The organism is Mycobacterium lacus (genome assembly GCF_010731535.1).
GTDB lineage: Bacteria > Actinomycetota > Actinomycetes > Mycobacteriales > Mycobacteriaceae > Mycobacterium > Mycobacterium lacus.
The window spans coordinates 4,538,932-4,561,356 of sequence record NZ_AP022581.1; the positions used below are offsets into that span (position 1 = coordinate 4,538,932).

20 protein-coding genes are annotated in these 22,425 nt (G+C 65.5%); 9 read left to right on the forward strand and 11 right to left on the reverse strand.

The features are described from left to right. Window positions 1-77: 77 nt before the first annotated feature. The 6 genes from gyrA to dnaA all read right to left on the reverse strand — a co-directional run bounded on the left by gyrA (window position 78) and on the right by dnaA (window position 11,021). Window positions 78-3,803: an intein-containing DNA gyrase subunit A gene (gyrA, locus tag G6N24_RS20935; protein WP_085163123.1), complete on the reverse strand. Its 3,726-nt coding sequence runs from the start codon at window positions 3,801-3,803 to the stop codon at window positions 78-80. A gap of 10 nt (window positions 3,804-3,813) precedes the next feature. Continuing rightward, complete coding sequence (gyrB, locus tag G6N24_RS20940; RefSeq protein ID WP_085163164.1) at window positions 3,814-5,841, reverse strand: DNA topoisomerase (ATP-hydrolyzing) subunit B; 2,028 nt, start codon at window positions 5,839-5,841, stop codon at window positions 3,814-3,816. 245 nt (window positions 5,842-6,086) lie between these two features. Next, complete coding sequence (locus tag G6N24_RS20945) at window positions 6,087-6,629, reverse strand: DUF721 family protein (RefSeq protein WP_085163124.1); 543 nt, start codon at window positions 6,627-6,629, stop codon at window positions 6,087-6,089. Then, a complete protein-coding gene (gene recF / locus G6N24_RS20950) occupies window positions 6,611-7,756 on the reverse strand; it encodes a DNA replication/repair protein RecF (protein ID WP_085163125.1) in 1,146 nt (381 codons plus the stop codon). The genes G6N24_RS20945 and recF overlap by 19 nt, the downstream gene beginning before the upstream one ends. 31 nt (window positions 7,757-7,787) lie before the next feature. After that, entirely contained in the window at window positions 7,788-8,987 is a 1,200-nt protein-coding gene (dnaN, locus tag G6N24_RS20955) for a DNA polymerase III subunit beta (RefSeq protein ID WP_085163126.1), read from the reverse strand. A 528-nt stretch (window positions 8,988-9,515) separates the two neighbouring features. Next, window positions 9,516-11,021 (reverse strand): chromosomal replication initiator protein DnaA, encoded by a 1,506-nt coding sequence (gene dnaA, locus G6N24_RS20960; protein ID WP_085163127.1) that lies wholly within the window; start codon window positions 11,019-11,021, stop codon window positions 9,516-9,518. Between the two features lie 585 nt (window positions 11,022-11,606). Between dnaA and rpmH the strand changes: the two genes are divergently transcribed. From rpmH to G6N24_RS21005, 9 genes are all read left to right on the forward strand, one after another. Continuing rightward, window positions 11,607-11,750, forward strand: coding sequence for a 50S ribosomal protein L34 (rpmH, locus tag G6N24_RS20965; protein ID WP_085163128.1), 144 nt, complete (start codon window positions 11,607-11,609; stop codon window positions 11,748-11,750). Between the two features lie 24 nt (window positions 11,751-11,774). Continuing rightward, window positions 11,775-12,137 (forward strand): ribonuclease P protein component, encoded by a 363-nt coding sequence (rnpA, locus tag G6N24_RS20970; RefSeq protein ID WP_085163129.1) that lies wholly within the window; start codon window positions 11,775-11,777, stop codon window positions 12,135-12,137. Then, window positions 12,134-12,484, forward strand: a complete 351-nt coding sequence (gene yidD, locus G6N24_RS20975; RefSeq protein WP_372514511.1) for a membrane protein insertion efficiency factor YidD — start codon at window positions 12,134-12,136, stop codon at window positions 12,482-12,484. The genes rnpA and yidD overlap by 4 nt, the downstream gene beginning before the upstream one ends. A 43-nt stretch (window positions 12,485-12,527) precedes the next feature. Continuing rightward, window positions 12,528-13,598 carry a membrane protein insertase YidC gene (yidC, locus tag G6N24_RS20980; protein ID WP_456320191.1) on the forward strand — a complete coding sequence of 357 codons (1,071 nt, stop codon included), beginning with the start codon at window positions 12,528-12,530 and terminating at the stop codon, window positions 13,596-13,598. A gap of 70 nt (window positions 13,599-13,668) precedes the next feature. After that, window positions 13,669-14,250, forward strand: a complete 582-nt coding sequence (locus G6N24_RS20985; protein WP_085163165.1) for a Jag family protein — start codon at window positions 13,669-13,671, stop codon at window positions 14,248-14,250. A 69-nt stretch (window positions 14,251-14,319) separates the two neighbouring features. Next, window positions 14,320-15,084: a 16S rRNA (guanine(527)-N(7))-methyltransferase RsmG gene (gene rsmG, locus G6N24_RS20990; RefSeq protein WP_085163132.1), complete on the forward strand. Its 765-nt coding sequence runs from the start codon at window positions 14,320-14,322 to the stop codon at window positions 15,082-15,084. After that, complete coding sequence (locus G6N24_RS20995; protein ID WP_275996518.1) at window positions 15,081-16,124, forward strand: ParA family protein; 1,044 nt, start codon at window positions 15,081-15,083, stop codon at window positions 16,122-16,124. Before rsmG ends, G6N24_RS20995 begins: the two co-directional genes overlap by 4 nt. Further along, window positions 16,121-17,113, forward strand: coding sequence for a ParB/RepB/Spo0J family partition protein (locus tag G6N24_RS21000; RefSeq protein WP_085163134.1), 993 nt, complete (start codon window positions 16,121-16,123; stop codon window positions 17,111-17,113). Before G6N24_RS20995 ends, G6N24_RS21000 begins: the two co-directional genes overlap by 4 nt. Before the next feature lie 333 nt (window positions 17,114-17,446). Next, a complete protein-coding gene (locus tag G6N24_RS21005) occupies window positions 17,447-18,199 on the forward strand; it encodes an acetyltransferase (RefSeq protein ID WP_085163135.1) in 753 nt (250 codons plus the stop codon). 9 nt (window positions 18,200-18,208) lie between these two features. On the opposite strand, the gene G6N24_RS21010 is transcribed toward G6N24_RS21005, so the two are convergent. The 5 genes from G6N24_RS21010 to sigM form a co-directional block, all read right to left on the reverse strand. Further along, window positions 18,209-19,429, reverse strand: a complete 1,221-nt coding sequence (locus G6N24_RS21010; RefSeq protein WP_085163136.1) for an N-acetylmuramoyl-L-alanine amidase — start codon at window positions 19,427-19,429, stop codon at window positions 18,209-18,211. Window positions 19,430-19,577: 148 nt separating this feature from the next. Next, entirely contained in the window at window positions 19,578-19,931 is a 354-nt protein-coding gene (gene trxA / locus G6N24_RS21015) for a thioredoxin (RefSeq protein WP_085163137.1), read from the reverse strand. Next, the gene (gene trxB, locus G6N24_RS21020; RefSeq protein WP_085163138.1) at window positions 19,928-20,914 is read right to left on the reverse strand and encodes a thioredoxin-disulfide reductase; all 987 of its coding nucleotides are present in this window, start codon (window positions 20,912-20,914) and stop codon (window positions 19,928-19,930) included. The genes trxA and trxB overlap by 4 nt, the downstream gene beginning before the upstream one ends. Window positions 20,915-21,003: 89 nt before the next feature. Continuing rightward, window positions 21,004-21,765 carry a hypothetical protein gene (locus G6N24_RS21025; RefSeq protein ID WP_085163139.1) on the reverse strand — a complete coding sequence of 254 codons (762 nt, stop codon included), beginning with the start codon at window positions 21,763-21,765 and terminating at the stop codon, window positions 21,004-21,006. Window positions 21,766-21,834: 69 nt separating this feature from the next. After that, window positions 21,835-22,425 (reverse strand): RNA polymerase sigma factor SigM, encoded by a 591-nt coding sequence (gene sigM, locus G6N24_RS21030; protein WP_085163166.1) that lies wholly within the window; start codon window positions 22,423-22,425, stop codon window positions 21,835-21,837.

The following is a 22,425-nucleotide window of genomic DNA, read 5'->3' on the forward strand; positions in this document are numbered from 1 at the left end:
CCGCCCGGGCGATCCAGTCACAATTTATGGTCGGGCTGAGTCTAGTTGCCCGGCCCTCCTTCGCGGCCATCCGCCGGCTAACCGTCAGCGTCGACGTCCTCGCCGTTCTCGTCGGCGCTCTCTTCGGCGTTACGCGCGATGGCTAACAGTGTGTCGCCCTCGCCCAAGTTCATCAACCGAACTCCCTTGGTCTGCCGCCCCGCCTTGCGGACCTGGCGCGCGGCCGTGCGGATGACGCCGCCCCCGGAGGTGATCGCGTACACCTCGCTGTCGTCGTCGACCATCAAGGCGCCGACCAGCCTGCCGCGCCGCCTGTCGTACATGACGGTCAGCACTCCCTTGCCGCCGCGCCCCTGCACCGGGTATTCCTCGATCGCGGTGCGTTTGGCGTAGCCCCCGGAGGTGGCGACCAGCAGGTAGGTGCCCTCGCGGACCACGTTCAGCGACAGCAGCCGGTCATCGGCGTTGAACCGCATGCCCTGCACGCCGGAGGTGGCCCGTCCCATGGGGCGCAGCGCCTCATCGGTGGCCGAGAACCTGATGGATTGGCCGTTGGCCGAGACCAGCAGCAGGTCGTCGTCGGCCGAACACAGCACCGCGCCGACCAGCTCGTCGTTGTCGCGCAGGTTGATCGCGACGATCCCGCCCGAGCGGTTGGAGTCGAAGTCGGTCAGCTTGGACTTCTTGACCAAGCCGTTTCGCGTGGCCAGCACCAGGTACGGAGCGTCCTCGTAGCCGCGGATCTGGATGACTTGGGCGATGCGCTCCTCCGGTTGGAACGCCAACAGGTTGGCGACGTGCTGACCGCGCGCGGTCCGCGAGGCCTCCGGAAGCTCGTAGGCTTTGGCCCGATACACCCGGCCCTGGGTGGTGAAAAACAGGATCCAGTCGTGGGTCGAGCACACGAAGAAGTGCCGCACGATGTCGTCCTGCTTCAGCCCCGCGCCCTGCACGCCCTTCCCGCCGCGTTTCTGGCTGCGGTACAGGTCCGTCTTGGTGCGCTTGGCGTATCCGGTCTCGGTGATGGTGACGACGACGTCCTCGCGGGCGATCAGGTCCTCGTCGCTGACCTCGCCGTCGGCCGCGATGATCCGGGTGCGGCGGTCGTCGCCGTGCTTGTCGGCGATCTCGCCGAGCTCGTCGCGCACGATGCCGCGCTGCCGCTCCGGTTTGGCCAGGATGTCTTCAAGGTCGGCGATCTCGGCCTCGATCTTGGCCAGGTCGTCGATGATGCGCTGGCGCTCTAGGGCGGCCAGTCGACGCAGCTGCATGTCCAGGATGGCCTGCGCCTGGATTTCGTCGATGTCGAGCAGCTCGATCAGTCCGGCCCGGGCGATGTCCACGTTCTCCGAGGCGCGGATCAGGGCGATGACTTCGTCGAGCGCATCGAGCGCCTTGACCAGGCCGCGCAGGATGTGGGCCCGCTCGTTGGCCTTGCGCAGCCGGTAGGTGGTGCGCCGCACGATGACGTCGAGTTGGTGGGCGACGTAGTGGCGGATCATCTGATCCAGCCGCAGGGTGCGGGGCACACCGTCGACGATCGACAGCATGTTGGCGCCGAAGCTGGTCTGCAGCTGGGTGTGCTTGTAGAGGTTGTTGAGCACCACCTTGGCCACGGCGTCGCGCTTGAGCTCGATGACAATGCGTACGCCGACCCGGTCGCTGCCTTGGTCTTCGACGTTGGAGATGCCCGTGAGCTTGCCGTCGCGGACCTGTTCGGCGATCGAGGTGATGAAGTTGTCGTGGTTCACCTGATAGGGCAGCTCGGTGATGACGATCGAGGTGCGGCCGCGGGAGTCCTCCTCGATCTCCACCACGCCACGCATCCTGATGGAGCCGCGTCCGGTGGTATAGGCGTCGTGAATCCCTTGGGTACCAACGATTAAGCCCGCCGTGGGGAAGTCGGGGCCCTTGACCCGTTCGCAGACGGCGGCCAGGGTGGCTTCCTCGTCGGCGTCGTGGTTTTCCAGGCACCAGAACACCGCGTCGGCGAGCTCGCGTAGGTTGTGTGGCGGGATGTTGGTGGCCATGCCGACGGCGATGCCGCCGGAGCCGTTGGCCAGCAGGTTGGGGAATCGGCTGGGCAACACCGTCGGCTCTTGCACCCGGCCGTCGTAGTTGGGGATGAAATCGACTGTCTCCTCGTCGATTTCGCGCAGCATCTCCATCGCGAGCGGGGTCAGCCGGGCCTCGGTGTTGTGGCTGACGAACCCGTTGGTGACGAAGGCGTGGTCGTCGGTGTCGACACGCAGGCTGTAGACGGGTTGGATGCCGGCTTCGGTCACCGACGCGACGCGCGCGTAATAGAACCGGCCGTCGGTGAGCTCGGTCGCGATCGCACGCACGTCGGGGTCGGCGATGTGCGAGAGGATCTCGTGGCCGCGGGTGCGCCAACCTTGGATCCGGTCGACGTTGTGGCGGTTGAGCCAATCTTTGTCGACCCACCGGCTACCGCAGTGCTTGCGAACGAAGGCCGCCAGTCCGGGGACATGATCGGCGTCCATCCCGGCGCATGGTGGCATGGACGACAGGATCGTGGTTAGCTTGGTCTGCTTGGCGCCGCCGAAACCGACTCGGGTAGCGAACAGTTCGGCTTGGGTTCGATTGGTGATGACGACCTTGTGCTCGCCGACGGCGTGGCGGTACCGGCGCGATACTACCCCGAACTCCAGCAACATCTGCTGCACATCTTTGGCCAGCTGTTCACTGCGCGTTGAGTACGAGATCTGAATCGTATTGCGCGGCAACACGGAGCAGGTTCCATCGCCTTCGAAGAGAGCCTGTAAGAAGACGCGCTTGACGGCAGCGGGCGCATGCCACATCCATTCCGGCACATACTTGTCTGCCGACTGGCACCCGACGCTGCGGAGCACGTGCATCCGACAGCCCGATGCATTGGTCGTCTGGTAAATACGGCTTTTGCCGCCGACCACCGCATGGTAAGCACCGGCCACCATTGCGAAGTAGTCGCGGTCGAGATTGTCGAAGCCGGCACACCGCTCGGATACGAAACCCTCACTGATGAACGCACCCAACAACAGGGCCTCCATCACGGAGTGCCACTCAGCGGGACCGAACTCCACGGGCGGGGTCCGCTGCAACACGACGTAATCGTCGGGTCGAATCTCTTCGATCAGCTTCCACAACAGCGTCGGCACCCCGCCGACATCGACCAGGCACAGCAACGGGTGATTGGCGGTGCCGGTGAGTTCGTAGCCCTCGGCGGTACGCACCGTGTACGTCTGATGCTCGCCCGAATGAAACAGGCGATCGGCGATAACGGGATTGCCGTGCCGGTCCAGGACCTTCAGCTCGACCGCATTGTCGGAGTTGGGTCGGGCTTTCGGAACCACATCGCCAATCCGCATCGACTGCCCAAAAGACAAGCGCACCAACGCATCTGCGGAGACGCAGTACCTCATCGCCGCCGGAGGGTCGTTGCCCGGGGAGCCGAAGTTGCCCTGCCCGTCGACGAGCGGATAACGCAGCGACCACGGCTGCGCCATCCGGACCAGGGTGTCGTAGATCGAGGCGTCGCCGTGCGGGTGGTAGTTGCCCATCGTCTCGGCGACCGATCGCGCCGACTTGGCGTGGCTGCGGTCCGGGCGGAACCCGGAGTCGAACATCGCGTACAGCACGCGGCGATGCACCGGTTTGAGGCCGTCGCGCACCTCCGGCAGCGCGCGGCCGACGATCACGCTCATCGCGTAATCGATGTAGCTGCGCTGCATCTCCTGCTGAATGTCGACCGGCTCGATCCGGTCGACCGAGTCGTCACCCGGCAGCAACGTGGTGTCTGTCATCTAGGCAGTCCTAAACGTCGAGAAAGCGAACGTCTTTGGCATTGCGAGTGATAAAGCTGCGTCGGGCATCGACATCCTCGCCCATCAGGATGGAGAACAGCTCGTCGGCGGACGCGGCGTCGTCCAGGGTGACCTGACGCAGCACCCGAACCGACGGATCCATCGTGGTTTCCCACAACTCCTTGGCGTCCATTTCACCCAGACCCTTGTAGCGCTGGATGCCGTCCTCCTTGTTGATCTTCTTGCCGGCCTTCAGCCCCGCCTCCAGCAGGCCGTCGCGCTCGCGGTCGGAGTAGGCGAACTCGGGATCGCTGCGCTGCCACTTCAGCTTGTACAACGGCGGCTGCGCCAGGAACACATGCCCGTTCTCGATCAGCGGTCGCATGAACCGGAACAACAACGTCAGCAACAACGTGGAGATGTGCTGGCCGTCCACGTCGGCGTCGGCCATCAGCACGATCTTGTGGTAGCGCAATTTGGTGATGTCGAATTCGTCATGAATCCCGGTACCGAGCGCAGTGATGATCGCCTGGACTTCGGTGTTCTTCAGCACCCGGTCGATCCGGGCTTTCTCGACGTTGATGATCTTGCCGCGCAACGGAAGGATCGCTTGGAACATCGAATCACGGCCACTTTTGGCCGAGCCGCCGGCCGAGTCACCTTCTACTACATACAGTTCCGACTTGCGGGGATCGGTCGAACGGCAGTCGGCCAGCTTGCCCGGTAGTCCACCAAGGTCGGTGGCGCTCTTGCGGCGCACCAATTCTCGTGCCTTACGAGCCGCGATGCGGGCTTGCGCCGAGGAAACCGCCTTGTTGACAACGACTTTGGCATCCGCGGGGTTGGCCTCGAACCAGTGTGTCAGCTGCTCGTTGCAGACTTTCTGGACAAACGACTTGACTTCGGTGTTGCCGAGCTTGGTCTTGGTCTGGCCCTCGAACTGCGGTTCGCTGACCTTGACCGAAATGACCGCGGCCAGGCCTTCACGGATGTCGTCGCCGGTCAGGTTGGGGTCCTTGTCCTTCAACAGTTTGCGATCCTTGGCGTATTTGTTCACCACGGACGTCAGTGCGCTGCGAAAGCCCTCTTCGTGGGTCCCGCCTTCGTGGGTGTTGATCGTGTTGGCGAAGGTGTGCACCGACTCCGAGTAGCCGGCATTCCACTGCATCGCGATCTCGACTTCGTGGCCAGGCCCCTTGCCGGAGAAATCCACGATGCTGCCGTGAATGGCGTTCTTGGTGCGGTTGATGTGCTTGACGTAGTCGACCAGGCCGCCAGGGTAGTGAAACGTGCGGCGCTTGACCTTATGCGGCGCAGCGGATTCGGCGGCACGTTCGCTGGCCGATTTCGGTGCCTCGGCGACGTCGCTGACGACCTCGTCGACGACCTCGTCCTGGGTGACGCGCTCGTCGGTGAGATTGATGGTCAGCCCCTTGTTGAGGAACGCCATTTCCTGCAGCCGGCGCGCGACGGTTTCGAAGTCGTACTCCGTGGTCTCGAACACGTTGGGGTCGGCCCAGAACCGCACCGTGGAACCGGTCTTCTTGGTCGCCGCCCCTTTCTGCAGGCCCACCGGTTCCGACTGCTTGTAGGTCTGCGTCCACTCGTACCCGTCACGCTTGATCTCGACCTCGAGGCGGGTGGAAAGCGCGTTGACCACCGAAACCCCGACGCCGTGCAAACCACCCGATATCGCATAGGCGTCGGAGTCGAACTTGCCGCCGGCGTGCAGTTGCGTCATGACGACGTCGACGGTGGGTATCCCCGAGGCGTGCATCGCGACCGGGATGCCGCGGCCGTCGTCGGCGACTTCGACTCCGCCGTCCTCGAGCAGGGTCACGTTCACGGTGGTTGCGTAACCGGCCATCGCCTCGTCGACCGCGTTGTCCACGACCTCCCAGACAAGGTGGTGCAACCCACGCTCGCCGGTGGACCCGATGTACATGCCCGGGCGTTTGCGAACCGCCTCGAGCCCTTCGAGGATGGTGATGGATGCGGCGTCGTACTCGTCTTGGGCCTTCTTCTTCTGGGCAGCCACGGTCCGAATGCTCTCCTTGGGGTTGCATGCGAGCGGTTCAGTCACCGCAGCGGTCGCATCCATCCACTCTACCGTGATCGGGCCTCCGCACCGGTTCTCCGGGCGCGTTTCTACCTATCTGGCCGCGCCGTGTGCTCGATATCTTTATTCCCGTCGCGTCCCGACGTCGGCGACGGCGGTCCGTCCCGTCTTAGCGGCTCTGAGCCGCTGGCCGCCCCTCGCTTGTTCGACCCGCCGGGCTGGGCTCAGCCATACGTGTCGCGCGGCCCGCGGCCGGCGATGTGCCGCGGTCCCTTGCGCCACGACGGCGCCGCCGGACCGGTGATTTTCACCGAGGTCACCACGCCGTTGCCGACGGCGGCCGCGATCCTGGCCAGCAACTGACCTTGCATGATTCGCAACTGGGTGGCCCACGCGGTCGATTCCGCCGTCACACTCAGCACGCCATCGACCAGCGCAGTCGGGGTGGCGTGATCGGCGATCTGCTGCCCGACCACCGAACTCCACTGACCGAGCACGGTGCCCTCGGCAACGCGCACCAACCAGCCCCGTTTTTTCGCCAACTCGCGCGCCGCCCTACCCAGCGGTTGCGGGTCACGCACGTCGGGGCCGGGTCCCGACCAGCTCCGCCGCCGCCCGGGCACACCGCGCGGCGCAACCGGCACCGCGCGCCCCAGCCCGGCATTCTGTCCGCGCGCCCGCGCGGCCGCCCGCGCTTCCTCCAGCGTCCGCCTGACCAAATCGACATCACTGCCGTCGCCGCAGCCGGTCACGGTTGCACCACCGATACCCGACCGGTGTCCCCCTCACGCAGATCGATACACACCCGCCTAGCGTCCCAGCCCCCGGGGATGTCGTCCAGCACCGCCGCGGTCACCAAGACCTGCTCGGCCGATTCCGCGACCGTCGCCAACGCGCGACGACGGGCGTCGTCCAGTTCCGCGAATACGTCGTCGAGTAAGAGCACCGGCTCGCCACCATCCGCACGCAACAGCTCGTGGGACGCCAACCGCAGCGCCACCGCCAACGACCACGATTCCCCATGGCTGGCAAAGCCTTTGGCGGGTTGATCACCCAGGTGCAATTCCAGGTCGTCCCGGTGTGGACCAACCAGACACATCCCCCGCTCTAGTTCGGCGTCGCGCCGCGCCACCAGTGCGGCCAACAACGCCGCTTCGAGAAACTCACGATCGGATTCGTCGCCTAAACCATGCACGCTGGCGCGATAACCGATCGAAGCCGTACCCGATCCCGGCGCCAAATGCTGGTACGCCTTTTCCAGTTCCGGCGCCAGCTGATTCACCAAATCGATACGGGCGGACATCAATGCGGCGCCGTGCTCGGCCAGGCGACTGTCCCACACGTCGAGTGTGTCCAGCACTGCGCGGTCGCCTCGGTACCGTGCACCCGTCACGGACTTCAGCAGCGCGGTCCGCTGGCGTAGCACCCTCTCGTAATCGGCCCGTACGCCCGCGATCGTTGGCCGGCGCACGGTCGCCAGGTCATCCAGATAACGGCGCCGCGCCGCCGGATCGCCACGAACCAAAGCCAGGTCTTCCGGGGCGAACAACACGGCCCGCAACACTCCGATCACGTCGCGCGTGCTGCGCACCGGCGACCGGTTCAACCGTGCCTTGTTGGCCCGCCCGGCGGCGATCTCCAGGTCAACCGCACACTCCCTGCCCTCGTTCACGACAATCGTCGACACCACGGCGCGCTCGGCGCCCGCGCGAATCAGCGGCATATCCGTCCCCACCCGGTGCGATCCAAGAGTCGACGAAAACCACAGCGCCTCAACTAGATTAGTCTTGCCAAAGCCATTGGGTCCGACGAACACCGTGCGGCCTGGCCACAATTCGAGGTCCGCGCGGGCCCAGGATCGAAAGTCACGCAATCCCAAATGCCGGACGTACACCTGCTTTGACGCCTTTTCGCCGGAACCGCGATCAACCCGGTAACCGAACCGGCATCAACAGGTAGACGTAGTCGGTCGGCACGGCGGGGAAGGGACCGCTGCCCGTCACCGGGCAGTCGTCATCCGACACCGGGCGCAGCAAGGCGGGCTTACCCGGGGACGTGAAACCGAACGACACCCGCTCCGAATGCAGCGACCCCAAGCCATCGGTCAGATAATTCGGGTTGAACGCGATCGTCAGCGGTTCCCCGACGAAGTCGACGGCAAGGTCCTCCTCGGCGCGACCGACATCGTCGGCGCCGGCGGACAGCCGTAGCATGCCGTCCGTAAACTGCATGCGCACCTGTGCGCCCCGATCTGCCACCAAGGCGACCAACTTGATCGCCTCGGTCAACTCGGCCACATCGATAGTGGCCACCGCGGTGTGTTCGGCCGGCAACAACTGCCGAAACTTCGGGAACTCCGCGTCAAGCAGGCGGGTGGTGCTGCGCTTGCCGTTGCCGCTGATGCCGAGCAACCCATCCTTCCCGACGCCCATTCCGGCCCCCAGCGACAGACGAACATCGGAACCATCGGTCCCGCCTTTGGCGGCCTCCGCCAGCGTCTTGGCCGGCACCAGCACCGCCGCTTCGACATCGGGTGACAACGCCGACCATGTCAGCTCGCGGACCGCCAGACGAAATCTGTCGGTGGCGGCCAAAACGACCGTCTCACCGGAGATCTCGACCCGGATACCCGTCAGCATGGGCAACGTATCGTCGCGGCCTGCCGCAATGGCGACCTGACCGATCGCCTCGGCGAACAGCTCCGCCGGCAACGTCCCGGTGTCTTCCGGAAGGGTGGGCAGCGTCGGGTAGTCCTCGACCGCCATCGTCGGCAACGAGAACCTGGCATTTCCGCAGGTCAGCGAGACCCGGTTGCCGTCCACATAGAAGTCAACGGGCTTGTTCGGTAGCGCCCGGGTGATGTCGGACAACAACCGTCCAGACACCAAAACTGTTCCGGGAGAATCGATTTCAGCTGCAATCTGTGCCTCGGCGGACACCTCGTAGTCGAATCCGGAGATCGTCAAGCCCCGGTCCGAGGCGGTTAACAACACCCCCGACAACACCGGTACGGCCGGCCGGGTGGGAAGGTTTTTCGCCACCCACGACACCGCATCAGCAAAGGACTCACGCGCCAGCCGAAACTTCAGATCGGTAAGGCCGGCTCTTGTCATCGCCGCGTCCATAGCGTCCCTTCGCCTAACAACGAGTCGAAAATCGATGGCTAGCTTGCCCGCTAGCGTTGGGGCCCCGCTGGCGGACGCCGGTGGCATGCCATCCGACCCGGCGCCCGCAACGGCAGTCGAACAACAACCGTAGAGCTTCTAGCGCCAACTTGAAAGCTAATCGCTAACGGTGACAAGCCTCACCAACCATGCTCGTCCGGCGGCTGTGCTGGGGCCTGTGCAAGAGGTGTCCCCAGCGCCGTACTTCAAAGGGAAAACTACGAAATGATCTCAATATTAGTAGTAAGGGTTGTGCATATTGGGGACAGTTTGGTCTTGACGCTGCTAGGGGTGAGCTGGGGGTGTGGACGAGCGCGTGGATAACTGGGTGCTGTGTGTTGGCGCCCTGGGGATGCAACGGGGCTGTGCACCGAACTACCACGGATTCGGCATGGTTGGCCGACCTTGTACACAAGGATGCGCACACCGCCGGGGATGGGGCTGGTGCGACCGCCGGGAAGGAAGTTGTTTGAAGAAAATTACCGACAGTCAACGCTTGGAGCGCTGCCGTATCCGCGTGGTGAGTTCTTTGACGTGATCAAAAACCTCTCGGCGTTCGGCCATCTCGGACAAGATCTTGCGTTGGGCGTACATGACCGTGGTGTGGTCACGGCCGAACGCCTGGCCGATCTTGGGCAGTGACAGGTCGGTGAGTTCACGGCAAAGGTACATCGCGATTTGCCGCGACTGCGCCAGGGCCCGCGTTTTACCCGGGCCGCGCAATTCTTCCACCGTGGTGTCGAAGTATTCGGCGGTGGCGGCCATGATCGTCGCCGCGCTGATCTGCATGGTGCTGGCGTCGGCGATCAGGTCGCGAAGCACAATCTCGGCTAGGGCCTTGTCGATGGGCGTCTTGTTCAACGAGGCGAACGCGGTGACCCGGATGAGCGCACCTTCGAGTTCGCGGATGTTGCGTTCGATGCTGCTGGCGATCAGCTCGAGTACGTCGTCGGGCACCGCGAGCCGTTCCATTTGTGCTTTCTTGCGCAGGATGGCGATGCGGGTTTCGAGCTCGGGGGGCTGAACGTCGGTAATCAGCCCCCACTCGAAACGGGTTCTCAGTCGGTCTTCGAGGGTGGCGAGCTGCTTGGGCGGGCGGTCCGATGAGATGACAATCTGCTTGTTCGCGTTGTGCAGCGTGTTGAAGGTGTGGAAAAACTCTTCTTGGATGCCTTCTTTGCCCTCGATGAATTGGATGTCGTCGACGAGGAGCACGTCGACATCGCGGTAGCTGCGTTTGAAGGCGACTTTGCGGTCATCACGTAGCGAGTTGATGAAGTCGTTCGTGAATTCTTCGGTGGAGACGTACTTGACCCGCATCCCGGAGAACAGGCGCTGCGCGTAGTTGCCGGCTGCGTGTAACAGGTGCGTCTTGCCGAGGCCGGACTCGCCCCAGATGAAGAGGGGGTTGTAGGCGCGGGCCGGTGCTTCGGCGATGGCCAGGGCGGCGGCATGGGCGAATCGATTGGAGGCACCGATGACGAACGTGTCGAAGGTGTATCGGCGGTTGAGGCTGGTTCCGCTGATTGCAGCGGGGTCGGCGTTGTGCGGACGTTCCGTGAAGTAAGCCGGCCAGCTGCGCCGAGCACCGCCGGGGTTTTCACCGTTTTCGTCCGTCTCGTCGGGGTCGGTACCGGGATCGTCGGGTGGTGCGAGAGCAGGGTCGTCGACGTCGTCGGCGGGAGTTGGCGGTGCGATGCGCACGCCGAGTCGTACCTCGTGCCCGAGTCGGCGGCTCAGTGCGTCGGTGATCGGGGTGCGCAGGTGACGTTCGATCTCGTTTTGCACGAAGCTGCTCGGCACCGACAGCAGGGCAAACCCCTCGACGATGGTGAGCGGTTGGACGAGATTTAGCCAGGCTCTTTGCTGTGGGGTCAGGGGCGCGGTCAGCGTAGTGCCAGTCGTCACGACGCCGTCAGAGTTCGGTTCGCCGTTGAGTTCGGAGACGACCGCGTTCCATACGGTGCTGAAACCAGAACCGGGGTCATCAGTCAACGACGCATCTCCCTGGTCCTTGGAATGTCTGGGCCGAAGGACAACTGTTGTTGGTGACAACTGTCCACATGCTTATCCACAGATGTGGAAAGGACGACGGTAAACGTGCCGCAGCCTACCGGCAACGGCTCGCGATCTCCGGGCTGAAGACAACCATGAAGGTTATCCGCGCAGCTAGTTGATCCGCCATCCTCGCTTCGTTGTGCACCGGCCGTTTCGGGCGAAACGGCGGCAAAACTTCACCGCCCGAAGCTAACAGTTTTCCGTGCGGCTGCCAACAGTTCCGTTGCAATCTGGCGGGTTCTTTTCCGCGACCGCGAGGCTTTGGCTTGCGTTGCGGCAGTACGGCTTGCCGCCCATGCAGTTTGGGGCGGGTCCGTTGGGCTGCGCCAAGTTTGACCGGGCGAAGGCTCGTCAGTACCCTCAAACAGTCGCCCGAAAGTCGGCGATACGGCTGCGACCCGGATGAAATGTCTGGCGACCGCGCCGGCCAGCAGCGAGACCACGCCCGCCCGACCTGCGGACCAATGCAGTTGCAAAGCATAAGCGGCCGGATGGCGATGCAGACATAGCGAGGAGAACGCCGTGGCCAAGGGCAAGCGGACCTTCCAGCCGAACAACCGGCGCCGAGCCCGGGTGCACGGTTTCCGGTTGCGGATGCGCACCCGGGCCGGGCGCTCGATCGTATCCAACCGGCGCCGCAAAGGTCGCCGCGCGTTGACTGCCTGATCACAACGGCCAGGTTTCTTGGCGGTGCTTTCCGCACGCAACCGCATGAGGCGGTCTACCGAGTTCGACGAGACGGTGAAGTACGGGATGCGTGGTGTGCAGCCCGACGTGATCGTTCACGTTCGACGGGGCGGTGATCGCGAACCGGGAAAGGGCCCGCGCGTCGGGCTGATTATCGCCAAGCCGGTGGGTTCGGCCGTCGAGCGCCATCGAGTGGCGCGTCGGCTCCGCCACGTCGCCCGCGCCTTGGTGGGCCTTCTCGACCCGTCCGATCAGGTAGTGATCCGGGCGCTGCCAAGCAGTCGACAGGTGTCGTCGGCACGGTTGGAACAAGAGCTGCAAACCGGGTTGCGCCGCGCGTTCGAGTTGGCGGGAACGCAGCGGTGAGGGGATCGGCGCACAGATACCGGAGCGTGGCCCATGGCGCCGGCAGGGGGGCAGCGCGCGGATTGATTTTCCTCATCGAACTCTATCGGCACATGATTTCACCGCTGCGTCCGGCGTCGTGCCGATTTGTGCCCACCTGCAGTCAGTACGCCGTGGACGCTCTCGGCGAGTACGGCGTCATTAGGGGGAGCTGGCTGACGACGGTCAGGCTCCTCAAGTGCGGACCGTGGCATCAAGGAGGGTGGGACCCAATACCCGAGCGCCGGGGGTCCGGGGCTGACTCCGATGATGCCGGTAATGGCTGGGACCCCCCAGCGAAGCAAGCGGAGAGTGAATCTGTTGTTTGATTTCTTCAGCCTCGACTTCGTCTACTACCCGGTGTCGTGGATCATGTGGCTTTGGTACAAGCTGTTCGGGTTCGTGCTGGGGCCATCGAATTTTTTCGCCTGGGCGCTGTCGGTGATGTTCCTGGTCTTCACTTTGCGGGCGTTGCTCTACAAGCCGTTCGTGCGCCAGATCCGCACCACCCGGCAAATGCAGGAACTCCAACCGCAGATCAAGGCGCTGCAAAAGAAGTACGGCAAGGATCGTCAGCGCATGGCGCTCGAAATGCAGAAGTTACAGCGTGAGCACGGCTTCAACCCCATCCTCGGTTGCTTGCCGATGCTGGCGCAGATCCCGGTGTTTCTGGGGTTGTATCACGTGCTGCGCTCGTTCAATCGCACGACAGGAGGCTTCGGCCAGCCGCACATGTCGGTGATCGAGAACCGGCTCACCGGCAACTACGTGTTCACCCCGACCGATGTCGGCCACTTCCTGGACGCCAACTTGTTCGGTGCTCCGATCGGTGCGTACATGACGCAACGGTCCGGGTTGGACGCGTTCGTCGATTTCAGTCGTCCGGCGGTAATCGCGGTGGGCGCCCCGGTGATGATCCTGGCCGGCATCGCGACCTATTTCAACAGTCGAGCATCGGTCGCGCGACAAAGTCCGGAGGCGGCCGCGAACCCACAGACCGCGATGATGAACAAGCTGGCGCTGTATGTGTTTCCGCTCGGGGTGGTGGTCGGTGGGCCGTTCCTTCCGTTGGCGATCATCTTGTACTGGTTCGCCAACAACATCTGGACCTTCGGTCAGCAGCACTATGTGTTCGGCATGATCGAACGGGAGGACGAGGCGAAGCGACAGGAGGCCCTGCAGCGCCGGGCGGCGAACGCCCCGGCACCGGGAGCCAAACCCAAGCGCGCTGCCAAGGCGGCACCGGGAAAGAGCGACGGTTCGTCGAGCGGCAGCGGCGACGACGCGGAGGCCAATTCCAGCAAGACGGACACCGACAGCCAGACGCCCGAGAGCGAGCAGGCGAAGGCCGAAACGAACAAGCCGAATCCCGCCGGGCGCAACATCAGCCGCAGCAGCCGAACCCCGCGCCCCGGTGCGCGCCCGAAGCGACGCAAACGTTGACGAAAACTCTGCGGGGCGCGGCGGAGCGGCCCGACAAGAAGACGGACCCGTGGATGAGGGAGAGAACGCCATGACGGACGCCAACACGACCGAGCTCGACACCGAGACCGATGACACAGAACAGCCGACCGGGCATGCGCCAGAGGGCGCGGCGGCCGCAGACGCGGATGCGGACGAGGCCGACGATCTGGAGGAGCGCCTAGTCGCGGAGGGGGAGATCGCCGGCGACTATCTGGAAGAGCTGTTGGATCTGCTGGACTTCGACGGCGACATCGATCTGGATGTCGAGGGCAACCGCGCCGTGGTGAGCATCGACGGCAGCGACGACCTGAACAAGTTGGTGGGCCGTACCGGCGAGGTGCTCGACGCTCTGCAGGAACTCACTCGGCTGGCGGTGCACCAGAAGACGGGAGTGCGGAGCCGGTTGATGCTCGACATCGCGAGCTGGCGGCGTCGGCGCCGTGAGGAATTGGCGGCGCTGGGCGATAAGGTGGCGCAGCGGGTGCTGTCCACCGGTCAGCGCGAGGAGTTGGCCCCGATGACGCCGTTCGAGCGGAAGATCGTTCACGACGCGGTGGCGGCCGTGCCGGGCGTGCACAGCGAAAGCGAGGGCGTGGAGCCGTCACGCCGAGTCGTTGTCTTGCCTGACTGACGCCGCGACGGAAGCGGAGTTACAGCTGTGTAGTTCACGCGGGCCGTGGGAGCCCGCAAGACCGAAGGAATGTTTCACGTGAAACATGTCGGCCCCCGCGAGCGGGCAGCGCCCGCGTCGGCGGCTGCCTTCGAGGGCGATGACGTGCCGGCGGCTGCCTTCGAGGTCTTCGGTCCGCGGCTCGACCTTGCCCGGCGCTACGCCCAAGCGCTGGCGGGCGCCGGGGTGGACCGCGGGGTGCTGGGGCCGCGCGAGGCCGGCCGGTTGTGGGAGCGGCATCTGCTGAACAGCGCGACGATCGCGGAGCTTCTCGAATCGGGTGACCGGGTCATCGACATCGGGAGCGGAGCCGGCTTGCCGGGCATCCCGGTGGCGATTGCGCGAGCCGACCTCCGGGTGATTCTCCTCGAGCCGCTACTGCGCCGCGTTGAGTTTCTTCGCGAGGTTGTCGCCGACCTCGGCCTGGCTGCCGACGTGGTCCGCGGGCGAGCGGAGGAGCCCTGGGTACAGGAGCAGGTGGGCGGTTGCGACGCCGCGGTGTCGCGGGCGGTGGCGGCGTTGGACAAATTGACGAAATGGAGTATGCCGTTGCTACGGCCGAACGGGCGGATGCTCGCGATCAAGGGGGAGCGCGCCTCCGAAGAAGTACACGAACACCGGCGTGTGATGGCCGCATCGGGCGCCGTCGATGTCAGGGTGATCACATGTGGCGCGAACTATTTGCGGCCGCCCACAACCGTGGTGCTCGCCCGGCGCGGCGCGGAGGCGCGGCACAAACCGGCACGCAAACCGGACGGACAGCGCATCCCGAAAGAGAACAGGGGGACGGCATGAGGCCTCCGCGGGGCCCGGCCCCTGCTACGCGAACGTCGCTCGGCCCAACACCGGGCGAACCGCCCGCCCCGGTAGCGGGAGTGGTCCACGGCGTAGCCGAGTCCGGACCCGCGGCCGCACACAATCCCGCGGTCGATGTTTCACGTGAAACATCGACCGACCTCGACACCCCGATCGGCGCGGCCGCGGAGCGCGCCATGCGGATCCTGCACACCACGCACGAGCCGTTGCCTCGGCCCCCACACCGTCGGGTGTTCACCATCGCGAACCAGAAGGGCGGCGTGGGCAAGACCACCACCGCGGTCAACCTGGCCGCCGCGCTTGCCGTGCAGGGACTCAAGACGCTCGTTCTCGATCTCGATCCCCAGGGCAACGCGAGCACGGCCCTCGGCATCACCGACCGGCAGTCCGGCACACCATCCTCGTACGAGGTACTCCTCGGGGAGGTCCCATTGCAGACGGCGTTGCGACGCAGCCCGCACAGCGAACGACTGTTCTGCGTTCCGGCCACCATCGACCTGGCTGGAGCGGAGATCGAACTGGTGAGCATGGTGGCGCGCGAGAACCGGTTGCGCACCGCGTTGGCAGAGCTCGACAACTTCGACTTCGACTACGTCTTCGTGGACTGCCCCCCGTCGCTCGGGTTGCTGACGATCAACGCGCTCGTGGCCGCGCCCGAGGTGATGATTCCGATCCAGTGCGAGTACTACGCGCTCGAGGGCGTGTCACAACTGATGCGCAACATCGAGATGGTGAAGGCCCACCTCAATCCGCAGCTCGAGGTGACCACCGTGATCCTTACCATGTACGACGGCCGGACGAAGCTCGCCGACCAGGTGGCCGCGGAGGTGCGCCGGTACTTCGGAAGCAAGGTGTTGCGCACCGTGATCCCGCGCAGCGTCAAGGTTTCGGAGGCGCCAGGCTACAGCATGACGATCATCGATTACGATCCCGGTTCGCGAGGCGCGATGAGCTACCTCGACGCAAGCCGCGAACTCGCCGAACGTGACCAACCCCGATCCGCGAAGGGACGACCATGACGCAGCCGTCACGCAAGAAGGGCGGCCTCGGCCGGGGCCTGGCTTCGCTCATCCCGACCGGTCCCGCCGACGGCGACTCCGGGATTTCGGCGTTCGGTCCACGAATGGGGACCGCGGCCGCGGACGTGGTGATCGGCGGGCCGGGACCGGATGGCGCCGCGATAGGTGCGGTATACCGAGAGATCCCGCCGAATGCGATCGAGGCCAACCCCCGCCAACCCCGGCAGGTGTTCGACGAGGAGGCGCTGTCGGAGCTGGTGCACTCCATCCGCGAGTTCGGGCTCCTGCAGCCGATCGTGGTGCGAGCGATCGAGGGCTCGCGAAGCGGCGCGCACTATCAGATCGTGATGGGGGAGCGGCGCTGGCGGGCGGCCCAAGAGGCGGGCCTGGCGACCATCCCCGCCATCGTCCGCGAGACCGGCGACGACAACCTGCTGCGCGACGCCCTTCTGGAAAACATCCACCGGGTGCAGCTGAACCCCTTGGAAGAGGCCGCGGCATACCAGCAACTGCTCGACGAGTTCGGCGTCACCCACGATGAACTCGCCGCACGCATCGGCCGCTCGCGGCCGCTGATCACGAACATGATCCGGTTGCTCAAGCTGCCGATCCCGGTGCAGCGCCGGGTCGCGGCGGGCGTGCTGTCCGCCGGCCACGCCCGCGCGCTGCTGTCGCTGGAGGCCGGCCCCGACGCACAGGAGGAACTGGCGAGCCGGATCGTCGCGGAAGGCATGTCCGTGCGCGCCACCGAAGAGGCAGTCACCCTGGCCAACCACGAGGCCCATCGGCCGGACGCGGCGCCGACTCCGCCGCGGCGCAAGCCGATCCAGATGCCTGGCCTCCAAGACGTTGCTGAGCGACTGTCGAACGCCTTCGACACCCGGGTAACCGTCAGTCTCGGCAAACGCAAAGGCAAGATCGTGGTGGAGTTCGGTTCGGTGGACGACCTGCAGCGCATCGTCGGTCTGATGGCCACGGATAACGCTTGAACAGGAACATTCTGTAATTACGTCACTGTGACAGTGGCGTCGGGAACGGGGTTCGCGGACAACGCCCTCCGGCACAACAATTCGACAGAAAACTTTGTGCGTCAAGCCATTTCATATCCGACCGGCCCACCCATGTGGGCGGCTCACATGACGGCTCGCGTGACAGCGCCAATACTGGCCCGATCGCATCCAACTCTCTTATCCTGGAGAGGTTGCTGATACACATCGGCCAGGGGAGAGCCGGGCAACCGCCGGGCGACTCCGCGGGCCGCGTGGCGGCCCGCGGAGGAGCGGGGCGGTTGGCTGAGGTACCGCACGGAGGCCAGGAGACTAGTGTCTGCTCGAATCACGCCGCTGCGGCTCGAGGCCTTCGAGCAGCTTCCCAAGCATGCGCGCCGCTGCGTCTTCTGGGAGGTCGACCCCGCGGTCCTTGGCAAGGACGACCATCTCGCCGACCCGGAATTCGAAAAGGAAGCCTGGTTGTCGATGGTGATGCTGGAGTGGGGCTCCTGCGGTCAGGTTGCGACGGCGATGCCGGACGAACGCAGCCACGCCGAACCGCCGTGTTTGGGCTATGTGCTCTACGCTCCTCCGCGCGCTGTACCGCGGGCGCACCGGTTTCCCACCGCCCCGGTGTCCGCGGATGCGGTGCTGCTGACATCGATGGGTATCGAGCAGGGACAAGCCGCCGACGATCTGCCGCACGCGCTCATCGCTCGGGTGATCGACGAGTTGGTGCGGCGCGGCGTCCGGGCATTGGAAGCCTTTGGACGCACGCCCGCGGCCAGCGAGCTGGATCCGCGGACGGCGGACGTGGACGTCCGGCCGGTGCTGGAAGCGCTTGGCGACTGCACGGTCGACCATTGCGTCATCGACGCGGATTTCTTGCGGGACGTGGGTTTCGTCGTGGTGGCGGAGCACCCGTACTTCCCGCGCTTGCGGCTCGAGCTGGACAAGGGCCTGGGGTGGAAGGCCGAAGTCGAAGCAGCCCTGGAGCGCCTGCTCGAGAATGCTCAGCTACAACAGCCGGTCGGCGCGGGGTCTGCCACGGGAAACGCCTTGCAGACCCCCGAGCTCAGGATCTAGGAAGCGGCGTTACGTACCGCCGAGCCTGCTCGCGCGCTCGACCGACAGCTCGTGGGCAAGCAGCTCGGCAAAGGTGAAAGTGCCAGTTGGACGGTCGTTCTTGCCGAGTAGATAGAGCCGCTTGACCGCGGCGAGGATGCCTTCGGCGATGGCATCGCGGGTCTGCGTGGAGACCAACATCGCACGATCGCGGGGATTGGTGATGTAGCCGACGTCGACCTGAACGGTAGGCATTCGGGTCAGTCGCAGCAGATCCCACGTCCGGCCATGAACACGACAATCCCGTAAACCGGTGCGGGCCACCACTTCTCGTTGAATGAAATCGGCGAGGTTGCGGCCGATGGTGGAGACCGAACCGTGCGAGTTGCCGAAGTGAAAGGAGGCCACGCCGTTGGCCGAAGGGCAGGCCTGAGTTTCGCAGCGCAGGCTGATCATCAGGTCCGCACCGACGGCGTTGGCCGTTGCGGCGCGTTCTGCGTCCGACGGGCTGCGGTTGGTCGGCCGGGACAGAAACGTCTCCATACCGATGGCGGTCATCCGCCCTTCGAGGCGACTTGCCAAGTCCCACAAGATATCTGCTTCGCTGATCGGTCCTGTTGGACCTTGTGTGATCAGGCCATGGTCCGCACCACCGCGGCCGGGATCGATGATGATCCGCTTGCCCGACAGTTTCGGCCCGGAGCTGCGGACCAGTTCCTCTTCGCGAATGGCGTGCGGTGAGCCGCCACTGACCCGCGAACTCAGAAAGTATAAGGAACGCAACGTTTCTGGGCCGCAGATGCCGTCGGCGGCAAGACCGTACTCACGCTGATACGACATCAAGGCGTTGTGGGTCTGCAACCCGAAATGTCCGTCCACCAAACCGGTGTAGAAACCGAGATCCTGCAGCCGTGCCTGCAGTGTGGCGACGTCGTCACCGTACAAAGGCGCACCGAACTGGTGATACAGCGTGCGGGCGCCGAGCCGGTAGGACGCCTCCTTCAAGGCGCGGTAGGTGGCCTCCCCGACGACACCATCGACCAGTAGCCCGCGATGCTGCTGGAATGCGCGCACCGCCTGGTCGAGTTGCTCGTCGAACAGCTCTAGCGCGACATGTCGGCCAGTTGTCAGGTCTTCGTCGGGGTTCTCCAACATTCCCAACGCAGCCAGCGCAGCCCGGATCTCGGTGACAGCGGCGCTGCGGTCGCCACAGCGCAACACATCGCCGTCTTCGCGGCGCGGACTCGACATACCAAGGGCCCTCCGGGACAAACTGCCAATACCGACAAATACAGGGCTGACAAATGCACCACAGCTAACCGGTATTGTCGCAGATCCTTGCCGATTTCAAGAAAACCCCAGGCTAATAGCAGGGGCGAACCGGCGAACTCGACTGGGGCTAGCTCAGGTTGGGAACCACGTCGGAAAGCTCGCGCAGCAACGCCGCCTTACCCTTGGCGCCGACAATCCGTTTCACCGGCTGTCCGTCTTTGAACAGGATCAGCGTGGGGATCGACACGACCTGAAAGTCGCGCGCGGTCTCCGGGTTGGCATCCACGTCCAGCTTGGCCACCGTGAGTGCGCCGCCCCGCTCGGCGGCAATCTCCTCGAGGACCGGCGCGACCATCTTGCACGGTCCACACCAGGTCGCCCAAAAGTCAACGAGCACGGGCTTATTGCTGGCCAATACGTCGGCGGCGAAGGAGGCGTCGGAAACCTCGACCGTGGCCCCGGAGTTCTCGGCATTGCTCATCGCTGTGCTCCAATCAACTTGTCGGCATTGTCGGCGTCTGAAGTTGCTTCGTGCTCGGCGAGCCAGCGTTCGGCGTCGATCGCCGCGGCGCAACCACTTCCTGCAGCGGTGACCGCTTGCCGGTAGGTGCGGTCGACCAGGTCGCCGGCGGCGAACACGCCGGGCATCGAGGTGCTCGTGGTGCGTCCCTGCACCAGCACGTAGCCGTCCGGGTCGAGGTCGACGGCGTCGCGCACCAGGTGAGAACGCGGCTCGTGTCCGATCGCGACGAAAACGCCGGTCACCGGCAGGGTGGTTTCCGCCCCGGTAATGGTGTCACGCACGCGCAGCCCGGTCACGGTCGTGTCACCCTCCACCGCGAGGACGGTGTGGTTGGTGACGAACTGGATCTTGTCGTTGTTGCGGGCGCGATTGAGCATGATCTTCGACGCCCGGAACTCGTCGCGGCGGTGTACCAGCGTCACACTGCGGGCGAACCGGGTCAGGAAGGTGGCCTCCTCCATCGCGGAGTCGCCGCCGCCGATCACCGCGATGTCCTGATCGCGGAAGAAGAACCCGTCGCAGGTCGCGCACGAACTCACGCCACGGCCCAGCAACTCCTGCTCGCCGGGCACGTGCAGATAGCGCGCGGCCGCGCCCATCGCCAGGATGACGGCCCGGGCTCGGTGGGTCTGCCCGTCGGCGGTCACCACCGATTTGACCGGCCCGTCCAGCGACGCCGACTCGACGTCTTCCATTCGCAGGTCGGCGCCGAATCGCAGCGCCTGCTCCCGCATCTCGTCCATCAGCTCCGGGCCGGTGATGCCCTCGCGGAAGCCCGGATAGTTCTCCACCTCGGTCGTGGTCATCAGCGCGCCGCCGAACGAGGTGCCCTCGAACACCAGCGGCGCCAGCTGTGCGCGGGCGGCGTACAGGGCTGCGGTGTATCCGGCGGGACCGGAACCAATGACGATTACGTCGTGGATAGCGTCATCAACAGACATGCGGACCTTTCAGGCGCTCGAAGCTACGTCTACGAACGCAAGCGTAGGCATTGCTGTTCCCGTGGGTGATGCATAGCATTCGTAGCTGCCTAGGGCCGGGATACCTCGGTACTGGCCAACAGCCCGGTATCGGCCGCGCTGCAGTTCGAGGCGACGGCGAAAACTGCTAGCCGGTCGGGCGCGCCGCCGGGCACCACGAGCAGCACGCCGGGGCGGGCATTGATGTCGATCGGCTGCGCGCCCAGCACCGGTGTCGACGCCGGATAGCCGAGGCCGCTCAGGCAAGACGCGCGCCGTGATGGGTCGCCGAGCGGCCCGTAGTCGGGGGAGCTGCGGAGGAGGTCGAGGATCTGCGCCTCCGATAGCGGTATCACCGGTGGCGGCGTCGACACCGTGATGTGCTCCGCGGTGGTCGGTCCACTCGGCGTGGGGGCGGGCCCGTCGACCAGCGCGGCCGCGCCGAGGCCGATCGCGGCGACCGCCGCGCACAAACCCGCGATGCCGGCGAGCACCCTGGCGGGGCGGGCGCGCGGGCGGGCGCAGTGGGCGGCGGGGGATCGGCTCGCGCCCGCGGCCCTCAGCGCCGCACGAACGCGGGCGGTGACATCCGGGGGCGCATCCGGCGCCGACGCCGCATCGGCTCCGGCGGCGGCGACCTCGCGGCGGACCTGGTGCAACGCGCGCAGGATGCGTTGTGCCTCCGGGTCGGTGCGGACTCGTCGGCGGACACCAGCCGCGACTTCGTCGTCCAGCAGACCGGCCTGCAGCTCGGCGAGCAGCTCAATCGTCCGGGGTGGGTCCCCGGCCGCGTCGGGCCGACCTTCCGGGGGGTCGTTTTCGGCTGTATTCATCCGCCCCAGTGTCCGTCATGCACACTCGCGAGGCCATGCACAGCCCGGCCGAGGATGCGCGCGGCGGCCTCAACGCTGACCGGCGGCGTGGTCGGAAGCGGCGCCGGCGCTGCTGTCGAGGTAACCCAGCAGCTGCGCGAGGCGGGCCCGGCCGCGGGCGCATCGGCTCTTGACCGTGCCCTCCGGCACCCCGAGCAGCCGTGCGGTGTCGGCGATCGAATAGCCCTGCATGTCGACGACCACCACCGCGGCCCGTTGCTCGACGGGAAGCCGCATCAGCGCCCGCTGCACCAGCACAGCCGTTTCGACCTGGGCCGTCCGATCGGCTACCGGATAGACGTCCTCGAGCGGGGTGGTGGGGTGGCCGCTGGCGCGCCGCAGCCGATCCAGGCAGGCGTTGACCACGATGCGGTGCAGCCAACTGCTGACCGCGGCGTCGTAGCGAAACGAAGCCGCCCCGCGGTGTGCCCTGAGCATCGCGTCCTGCAGCGCGTCGGCGGCATCCTCGGGACTGCGGCTGGTGAGCCGCGCGAGCCGGTGCAGCTGGCGGCGGTGACGGTGGAACAACTCTTCGAAGGCGTAGCGGTCGCCGCCGACGTGAGCGGCCAGCAACTCGGCGTCGCTGCGTTGGCGCCGGCCGTTCGCTCCGAAGACCCCCAA

What these genes read in the sequence shown, in the direction of transcription:
- G6N24_RS21000 (WP_085163134.1), top strand. Translation starts at nt 16,121, where the DNA reads ATGACGCAGCCGTCACGCAAGAAGGGCGGCCTCGGCCGGGGCCTGGCT.
- dnaN (WP_085163126.1), bottom strand. Translation starts at nt 8,987, where the DNA reads ATGGACGCGGCGATGACAAGAGCCGGCCTTACCGATCTGAAGTTTCGG.
- G6N24_RS21010 (WP_085163136.1), bottom strand. Translation starts at nt 19,429, where the DNA reads ATGTCGAGTCCGCGCCGCGAAGACGGCGATGTGTTGCGCTGTGGCGAC.
- G6N24_RS21025 (WP_085163139.1), bottom strand. Translation starts at nt 21,765, where the DNA reads ATGAATACAGCCGAAAACGACCCCCCGGAAGGTCGGCCCGACGCGGCC.
- trxB (WP_085163138.1), bottom strand. Translation starts at nt 20,914, where the DNA reads ATGTCTGTTGATGACGCTATCCACGACGTAATCGTCATTGGTTCCGGT.
- trxA (WP_085163137.1), bottom strand. Translation starts at nt 19,931, where the DNA reads ATGAGCAATGCCGAGAACTCCGGGGCCACGGTCGAGGTTTCCGACGCC.
- G6N24_RS20985 (WP_085163165.1), top strand. Translation starts at nt 13,669, where the DNA reads ATGACGGACGCCAACACGACCGAGCTCGACACCGAGACCGATGACACA.
- yidC (WP_456320191.1), top strand. Translation starts at nt 12,528, where the DNA reads ATGTGGCTTTGGTACAAGCTGTTCGGGTTCGTGCTGGGGCCATCGAAT.
- rsmG (WP_085163132.1), top strand. Translation starts at nt 14,320, where the DNA reads ATGTTTCACGTGAAACATGTCGGCCCCCGCGAGCGGGCAGCGCCCGCG.
- G6N24_RS20995 (WP_275996518.1), top strand. Translation starts at nt 15,081, where the DNA reads ATGAGGCCTCCGCGGGGCCCGGCCCCTGCTACGCGAACGTCGCTCGGC.
- gyrA (WP_085163123.1), bottom strand. Translation starts at nt 3,803, where the DNA reads ATGACAGACACCACGTTGCTGCCGGGTGACGACTCGGTCGACCGGATC.